This window comes from Flectobacillus sp. (assembly GCF_049240685.1).
Classification (GTDB): Bacteria; Bacteroidota; Bacteroidia; order Cytophagales; family Spirosomataceae; genus Flectobacillus.
Genome location: NZ_JBMLSD010000501.1, coordinates 43329 through 52177, shown reverse-complemented (window position 1 = coordinate 52177; position 8849 = coordinate 43329). Strand labels below are relative to the sequence as shown.

Below are 8849 nucleotides of genomic sequence, written 5' to 3'. Positions count from 1 at the left end.
TAGCGATATGACGAGTAGCATAAGCCGCAGAGCGGTCAACTTTTGAAGGGTCTTTACCAGAGAAAGCACCACCACCGTGAGCACCTTTTCCGCCGTAAGTATCTACAATGATTTTACGACCTGTCAAGCCAGTATCTCCGTGGGGGCCACCAATTACAAATTTACCAGTTGGGTTAATATGATAAGTAATCTCATCATTGAACAAAGCTTGAAGCTCAGGCGTCAATTTTGCTTTTACGCGAGGAATGACAATTGCAACAATATCGGCTTTAATTTTAGCCAACATCGCCTCTTCAGTATCAAAATCATCGTGCTGAGTAGATACTACGATAGTATCAATTCTTTGAGGTTCGTTGCTATCAGAATATTCGATAGTTACTTGAGATTTGGCATCAGGACGCAAATAACCAATCAAAGACGGCTCGTTGTTACGGATGTACGAAAGCTCTTGTAAGATTTTGTGAGCCAAATCCAATGCCAATGGCATATAGTTTTCGGTTTCCTTAGTCGCATAACCGAACATCATACCTTGGTCACCAGCACCTTGTTCTTCAGGGTTCTTGCGATCTACACCTTGGTTAATATCAGCAGATTGCTCATGGATTGCAGAAAGAATACCACAAGAATTTGCTTCGAACATATATTCAGACTTTGTATAACCAATTTTGCGGATTACTTCACGTGCAATACTCTGAACGTCTAAGTAAGTGTTAGTATTTACCTCTCCAGCCAAAATTACCTGACCAGTTGTTACTAATGTTTCGCAAGCTACTTTTGATGAAGGGTCAAACGCCATGAAGTGGTCAATAAGTGCGTCTGATATTTGGTCAGCAACTTTATCTGGGTGTCCTTCAGAAACTGACTCAGAGGTGAAAAGATATGCCATTTCTACAATTTAATTTTTTTTGAAATTCTAAGGAAAAAATTAACCCAAGCAAACAAGCTAAGAAGCGGAAATTCGACAAGATTTTTCAAGTTTTTAATACTCAACTCTTGCCTTTGGCTCAGTACTCACAGCCAAGGGTTTAATTTGTTTTACAAAACTACAACTTATATTTCTAATTGACAATTTAGCTTAGTTGACTGATAGATTATAGATAAATTATCTAAAAATATACTTTATTTTTTTAAAAATAACTACAAAAGCTGATTTTATAAATGGAATTATCGGAACGGTGTTCATAATAGCTAAGTCTTCGAATAGACTAGTATCTTCGTCCAAAAACTTCAAGATTTGTGCTGGGCGATTTTTACTAAACAAGCAAGTGAATATATCTTTGGATGAATGACGCTTTTGAAGCATAACATCCAATAGGATACTGTCCAAAAAACCTTTCCAATCAGAAATATAGATTGCTTTTTTCCATGTTTGGTGTGATTGCTCAAAGGCTTTTCCATTTCCTCCCACTGCTTCCAAATCGCTTACAAGTTTTTGTAAAAATCTTTGAGTTCTGGTAAAACTATAGCCTGTAGAAGCTTTTACAAACCCGCCTGAAGTTCCTATTCTTACAATACCAGATGATGGCATTCTGATATGTGGCTCATCTGACATTGGTATCACACCATTTTCTACTTCTTCAATACGATACTTATCAACTTTTACATGAGTTTTGAGATAACTTTCGAGCGCTTTCTCATATTCCTCCTCTGGCAAGAGGTTGTCAGAAAAAATGGTATACTCTACCAATGCTTTGGTTTTACTGTAGGGCAATACATATACAAAACGGCATTCCTCACGCTGTTCGATTCGAAAATCAAACATCGTTGGTTGTGTTTCGTCAAACGCAGGCTCGGTTGTTTCTATTACCCAACCTTTAAAATGCTGAAGCATCTGGTTGTAACGAGTATCTGTATAAGGAGAACGAAATGTACTATCAAAAACTAATTCAGAGGCCTCAAAATATCCTTTTGTTGTGTAGACTTCTGTTGATTGATTGGATAATTTTTGAAAAGATAAGACACCAGCTTGGAGTAAAGTGATATTGGGATTTTGCGAAAGTTTCTGTAGAACAAACTGATAAAAGTTTTCACTTCGAATCAATTTGTATGCATACTCATCAATAGGTAAAAATCGGTTGAATTCTCTGGTACCATGAAACCACACGCCTTTCCATTTTTGCTGAATAATTTGGTCAAACTTGCCTGATTCTGCCTCCCAAAAACACCAAGTTTTATCATTCTCTTTTTTGACAGATTGATCAATAATCAATATTTTGGCATTTCTCAATCCAGATTCATTGAGATAATAGGCCAAGGATAATCCTGCCAAGCCACCTCCTGCTATAATATAATCATACTTAGAAGAATAGGTTTCTGATGCTGTGCTCATAGATAACATTTTCTTTTAGTAACAGGTATCTGGTTACATTGTTTAGATTTTTGAGCTCTCGGGTATCGGCTCTCGGCTTTCAGAGGCAGGCTTTGGCCCAAAACTTTTGAATTGCTATTAAATTAGTAAGTATTCGTGAAAAATTAGATTTTAGTGCCTAGCTTTATTTTATAAGCCGTGGGCATTAGGTAAAAAACATATCTATCCTTACTAGGTAAGTAACAAGACGTTATTAGTTAACAGTCTGATTACTGGACAAAATTGAAGATACTAGTTCAAGACTTAGTCTTGGACTCATTTTTTTAACAGTTTTAAACTGTTTTTAAACATGCATTGAAAAAGTCTAAATACCTTTTCTCCTTTTGTCCAGTAATTAGGTTAACAGTATACCATTTATTATAATATACTGATATTCAAAATATTAATCTTGATTTTTACCTTTAAGATACTATTGATTTAATCTTTACTTTTACTAAAAAAACAATCAACACACTTTGCCTTGTGCCTGATAAACAAAACTTAAGTGATACAAAAAAGCCTTACTCGAAGGTAAGGCTTTTAAACTAAAATATTTTCTACAAAAATATGCTATCGTTACTAAACAGCAATTTAAGACTCTTTGCCTTGAGACTAAAACGCGAGATTAAATTTAATTTTTGAGCTTAAAGATTTCAGCTTTGGGCAAAAAATATCTTTTGTTTCTAAAACACTCTTTGCCTCATGCCTTTTGCCTAATACACAAAACTCAAATCTAACTTTGCAGGATTACTTTTTATATATGTCTTTCGGCATGGTAACTTGAACGAACCAATGCGCCCGATTCAACATATTGTATTCCACGTTTCAAGCCTTCCTCTTTGTACATCGCAAAAGTATCTGGGTGTATCCACTCTATTACTTCATGGTGCATTTTGGTTGGTTGAAGATACTGACCCAAAGTCAAGACATCTAAACCATTCTCAACCAAATCGTCCATAGCCTTAAAAACCTCCTCTTTGGTTTCGCCTAGACCGAGCATAATTCCAGTTTTTGTGCGTTTACCAAATTCTTTTGTACGTCTGGTTTGCTCCAAACTACGGGCGTATTTAGCCTGAGGGCGCACATTACGGTACAAACGCTCAACAGTTTCCATATTGTGAGAAACAACTTCTTGACCGCCCTCAATCATACGATACAAGGCGTCCCAATTTCCTTTTGTGTCAGGAATCAGCGTTTCGATAGTGGTTGTTGGTGACTCTTTTTTTACTTGCACCACTGTTTGATACCAAATTTCGGCGCCACGGTCTTTTAATTCATCGCGGTTAACTGAAGTAATAACAGCATGTTTTACTCCCATTAACTTAATAGCCTCGGCTACGCGACGTGGTTCGTCGGCATCATATTCGTTTGGGCGACCAGTAGCTACTGCACAAAATGTACAAGAGCGAGTACAAACATTACCCAAAATCATAAAGGTTGCAGTACCTGCCCCCCAACACTCGCCCATGTTTGGGCAGTTACCCGATTGACAAATTGTATGTAATTTGTATTCATCAACAATACTACGAACTTTCGCGTATTCTTTACCAATTGGTAATTTTACTCTTAACCAATCTGGCTTTTTGTTATGCTTGGTAGCACTTGGGGCTACTACTGGAAGTTCTATCATTACAATAAATTGAGGTAGGTTGAAAAAGCATTTATTCTTTAAACAAACGATACCCTATTTTTGATTCAACAATGTGCAAAAATACGAACTTACTTTTTACCCCCGAAGAAAATTGTCAAATATCCAGAAGTAAAGACACTTTGATTGTCTGAAAGTGCCATAATTTCGACTTTTTTACTATAAATATCTGCCAAGAAACCAACCTCTAGGCTTATGTTACTTTGGCGGAAAGCATCTAGCTCAAAGTTTAAGGCTGCTTTGATATTGATACCAGGCGTAAATTTCATATTTCCAAAACCTTTAAAAAAGCCTCCGCTACCAGCAATATTATTGATAGAGTGTACATTGGGATCGTAAGGCTCGCTTACCAAATACCCTCTTCCATAATATACATCTACATAATACGGTTTTAGGAACCCTAAACTTGGACCCGCCGCAATAATACCATTGACATTGATACCACCATCTGAGGATTTTCTGAATAAACTTATTTCACGACCATATTGAGGACGAACAGCCAACAGATAGTTCTTTTTGCCATAGGCATAACCCGAACCATTTCCCCCTGCATGAAGTGTACTTTCTTGATAATTATCGACGTTGACTAGCTCTAGGTTGAAATAATGCATCTGTCTGCGAGCAGCTCCGTTGTCTATAACAATTTCTTTACGCACCATAAATCCCCCTAATAAACCAGAATTGGTGTTGGTCGTAATTCCGACCGAAAATATAGAGCTATAGTTTTCTTCGTCGACCTCGTTTTTGGGTTTTGTAGAAGGCGCACGATTTGGCGCAGCAGACTTGGGAGTTGTTGTTGTCGATGTGTTGGCAGGAGTATTTCTACGTTGTGCATGCAACCAAGTGTTGCAAGTCAACAACAGTAAGCTCATTGCTAAATATTTGGTAGTTGTTTTCACGATAAACTTTTCATTTTAGCCCAAAATCATCAAAAATCAAGGTTTTTGCGTAATTTTAGGAAAAGTAAACAGGAAATTTCGGTAATACAAATATTGGCTATTGTATTCGAGAAAACAAAAGCCATCGTTTCATAAGCAATACGAAATATAAAGCAATTTATTTTGGTACTTGGTCAATTTCAACTAAAATTACCTTTTTCTTACAATCATCACAATAACTCTATTAATATGCCCACAGTAAAAACAACTTACCTTGGAGACCTTCGCACTGAGTCAACGCACTTACAGTCAGGCAATCAACTCATTACAGATGCTCCTACCGATAACATGGGTAAAGGTGAAGCCTTCTCCCCTACTGACTTGGTGGCTACAGCCACTGGCACATGTATGCTTACAACTATGGCTATTGTAGCACAAAGAGATGGAATCGAGTTGGCAGGCTCGGAGGTTGAGGTAACCAAAATCATGTCTCAAACTCCTCCACGTAGAATCGCTCGCTTAGAGATTAACCTAAAAATGAAAACAAATGTTGCCTTGGACGACGCACATATTAAAAAATTAGAGAATACAGCACACAAATGCCCTGTATCGTTGAGCCTTCATCCTGAGGTGGAACAAGTAATTGATATTCAATGGCTATAGGTAAATGGATTTTATTTGTTGGCAATGTATCCGTTATTAGAAAGTATTCTTAGGGCATACTTGCCTAATTTTCAAAGAAATTCATCCATTTTACCCAAATATTTTTGGGATAAAAATTATAAAGGCTACCTATTTGCGTAAGGTAGCCTTTATAATTTCTGATGTCAGCGATTTGGTAAAACTAAACACAAAGGCCATTTAATTTCGGATATCGGATTTCGGAAGTGTAATCTTCTATGTTTTGTAAAAAAATAAAGGTATTTTACTTTATTTCTGAAATCAGAAATCCCTAATCCGAATTTTTGGAAATCTTTCGTACACTACTAATCCTCAATCCAAAATCTCCAATCCGACATCGTTAGACTGTTTCGGCAATTTCTTCAAAACGAATATCAAAATGAGAAGCATCATACACACTTGCTCCGTCTTTGATTAGGAGTACTTGCGGTGACTGGTGCTCTACGCCAAATACCTCAGCAATGGCATTTGATACAGGTCTGAAAGCAATTAAATCTAAATAATAAGGCTTTAGTTCGCCAACTGCTTCTTGTTTCCAATTTCTCTCAATACGGCTTAATGCAGTGGATGAAATCGAACAACGAGTACTATGTTTAAAAATCAATACTGGTTGATTAAATGACTCTTCTTTAATAGCTTGTAATTGCTCTACGGTGGTTAATTGATTCCAATTCATGGGATTAAAATATGTATTATGACGGTCAAAATGATAGCCTATGCACAAACAAATTATCATTTTTCTATCAACGATTATGGTATTTTTGTTGTTTGTCTTTTAGAATTGTTTTATTGCTAAACGAAATCGTAGTAAATTTGATTCAAATTTCATGATACAATTCTAAAACGCATTGGCAAAAATACTATATAATTTATCGATTGAGCTGTATCAATGGCTAATTCGTCTGGCAAGCCCTTTCAATCAGAAGGCTCAGCTTTGGCTTAAAGGCAGGGAATCCCTCTTTGAAAAGCTCGAACTCCAACTTCAAGAAGCTCGTCAACAATCGACCACTCCGATATCAATAGCATGGTTTCATTGTGCTAGTTTAGGCGAATTTGAACAAGGTCGCCCGGTGATTGAAGCCTATAAAAACGTTTTTCCAGAACACAAGATACTTCTAACGTTCTTTTCTCCTTCTGGATATGAAGTAAGAAAAAACTACGATGATGCAGATTTTATCTATTATCTTCCTTCTGATACACCAAGCAATGCCCAGCGTTTTGTGACCTTGGTAGACCCCTGTATAGCGTTTTTTGTAAAGTATGAGTTTTGGTATAATTATTTGAACACCCTCAAACAAGCTCATATTCCAAGTATTTCATTCTCAACCATCTTTAGAGAAAATCAGGTTTACTTTAAATCTTATGGAACATTCAACAGAAATATTCTTCGATTATTAACACATATTTTTGTACAAAATGAAAAGTCTGCCTCGCTTTTAGCAGGTATACAAATTCAAAAAAATGTCAGTATTGCAGGAGATACACGATTTGATAGGGTTGCTCAAATAGCTCAAAACAAAAAAGCCATCCCGATTGCTGAGCAATTCAAAAATAATACTCAAACACTGATAATTGGTTCATGTTGGAAGCAAGATTTTGAAGTACTTTGCCCCTTTATCAATAGTTTTGAAGCGCCTTTGAAGGTCATTATTGCACCGCACGAAATACATCCCGAAGAAATAATACAATGGCAAAATGAGCTAAAAAAATCCAGTATTCGTTATTCTGAGGCTCTTGCTGGCAAAGAGGTAAAACAAGCAGATGTTTTATTTATTGATAATATTGGGATGCTTTCTTCGCTCTATCAATATGCCGAATATGCTTGGATAGGAGGCGCTTACGGCAAAGGACTTCATAATACCCTAGAGGCTGCTACTTTTGGCCTTCCGATTTTCTTTGGAGACAAGGTTTATAACAAATTTCAAGAAGCGATGGACTTAATCGACATTGGAGGTGCGCAACCAATCGATAATACTCAATCTTTCGAAAAGATATTTAGAGGTTTGTATGACGATTTCAACAAACGAAAAACCGTTTCTGAGCAAATTTTGGCGTATGTCAAAACTAATATCGGAAGCACTCAAAAAATTATCAATTTTGTAAAAACCTTATCTGAGTAATAGATAAGTCGAGTAAAAGTTTAAGATGAAAAGCTTTAATTTTACTCTTCCAATCAATCAATTTATGCATAGAGGACTAGTTATACGTTCAACAGGCTCGTGGTATGAGGTAATGGCCGAATCAGATAAACACGTCTGGCAGGCTCGTTTGAAGGGTAAGTTCAAAATTAAAGGACTTCAAACTTCAAACCCCATTGCTGTGGGCGACCGAGTGAAATTTACAATAGAAGATACAGTCGAAAACACTGCTATCATATATGAGATAGAACAACGAGAAAATTATATTATTCGAAAATCGGTACATAAAACTGCCCAAGGGCATATTTTGGCTGCCAATCTCGATCAAGCTGTCATTATTGCAACGCTCAACTATCCTCGAACCTCTCAGGGCTTTATTGATCGTTTTTTGGTTTCTGCCGAATCGTTTCGGATTCCTGTTACCATTGTTTTTAATAAAGTAGATTTACTTTCGGAGGAAGAAAAAGACGAACTAGCGGATATGGCGGCCATGTACGAGGAAATTGGATACCCTTGTCTTTTTACCTCAGTTCCAGAAAATATAGGAATTGAGGCGTTTAGAGATTTATTAAAAGACAAAATTTCACTTGTTTCGGGACATTCGGGAGTTGGTAAATCTTCTTTGGTTAACACTATTGCACCGCATTTGGACTTGAAAACTTCCGAAATTTCCAATTTCGCCAATAAAGGCGTTCATACAACCACTTTTGCTACTATGTTTGAGCTTGAAGATAATTCTTTCATCATAGATACCCCAGGAATTAAAGAATTAGGGCTTATCGATATAGAAAAAGAGGAGTTATCACATTTCTTCCCTGAAATGAGGGCCTTGATGGGTGCATGTAAATTTAATAATTGCCAACATATCAACGAACCCAAATGTGCTGTTATCGAAGCTGTAGGCCAAGGTACTATTGCAGCAAGTCGTTATATGAGCTATTTGTCGATGATGGACGACGACGACAACCGACGATAAACACAAAGGAGACTTATTCCTTTTTTTACTATTAAGTAGTTGTACAAAATTAGATTTAAGTTTTTTTTATTTAGGCACGAGGCAACAGGCACAAGGCAAAGAGTGTTTATTGTTTATTAAAAACGATAGATATGTTTTTGACAAGTGCCCAAAGCTGAAAGCCAAAAGCTCAAAACTTAAA

8 protein-coding genes are annotated in these 8849 nt (G+C 36.6%); 3 read left to right on the top strand and 5 right to left on the bottom strand.

Translation table 11 applies throughout. From position 1 onward, the window contains the following. The 4 genes from metK to ACOVQ4_RS23300 form a co-directional block, all read right to left on the bottom strand. Positions 1-886, bottom strand: an 886-nt coding sequence (metK, locus tag ACOVQ4_RS23315) for a methionine adenosyltransferase (RefSeq protein ID WP_421822986.1), incomplete at its 3' end; no start/stop codon positions are given. 216 nt (positions 887-1102) lie between these two features. After that, positions 1103-2329 (bottom strand): lycopene cyclase family protein, encoded by a 1227-nt coding sequence (locus ACOVQ4_RS23310; RefSeq protein ID WP_421822985.1) that lies wholly within the window; start codon positions 2327-2329, stop codon positions 1103-1105. A gap of 772 nt (positions 2330-3101) precedes the next feature. Next, positions 3102-3977, bottom strand: a complete 876-nt coding sequence (gene lipA, locus ACOVQ4_RS23305; RefSeq protein ID WP_421822984.1) for a lipoyl synthase — start codon at positions 3975-3977, stop codon at positions 3102-3104. An 89-nt stretch (positions 3978-4066) separates the two neighbouring features. Further along, complete coding sequence (locus tag ACOVQ4_RS23300) at positions 4067-4894, bottom strand: hypothetical protein (RefSeq protein WP_421822983.1); 828 nt, start codon at positions 4892-4894, stop codon at positions 4067-4069. Positions 4895-5122: 228 nt separating this feature from the next. Between ACOVQ4_RS23300 and ACOVQ4_RS23295 the strand changes: the two genes are divergently transcribed. Beyond that, entirely contained in the window at positions 5123-5536 is a 414-nt protein-coding gene (locus ACOVQ4_RS23295; protein WP_421822982.1) for an OsmC family protein, read from the top strand. Between the two features lie 358 nt (positions 5537-5894). Here ACOVQ4_RS23295 and ytxJ read toward each other — a convergent pair whose 3' ends face one another. Next, positions 5895-6230, bottom strand: coding sequence for a bacillithiol system redox-active protein YtxJ (gene ytxJ / locus ACOVQ4_RS23290; RefSeq protein ID WP_421822981.1), 336 nt, complete (start codon positions 6228-6230; stop codon positions 5895-5897). Positions 6231-6402: 172 nt separating this feature from the next. On the opposite strand from ytxJ, the gene ACOVQ4_RS23285 reads away from it, so the two are divergent. Together ACOVQ4_RS23285 and rsgA are read left to right on the top strand one after the other, a co-directional pair. Beyond that, the gene (locus ACOVQ4_RS23285) at positions 6403-7674 is read left to right on the top strand and encodes a 3-deoxy-D-manno-octulosonic acid transferase (RefSeq protein ID WP_421822980.1); all 1272 of its coding nucleotides are present in this window, start codon (positions 6403-6405) and stop codon (positions 7672-7674) included. A 64-nt stretch (positions 7675-7738) separates the two neighbouring features. After that, entirely contained in the window at positions 7739-8668 is a 930-nt protein-coding gene (gene rsgA / locus ACOVQ4_RS23280; protein ID WP_421822979.1) for a ribosome small subunit-dependent GTPase A, read from the top strand. Positions 8669-8849: the final 181 nt, after the last annotated feature.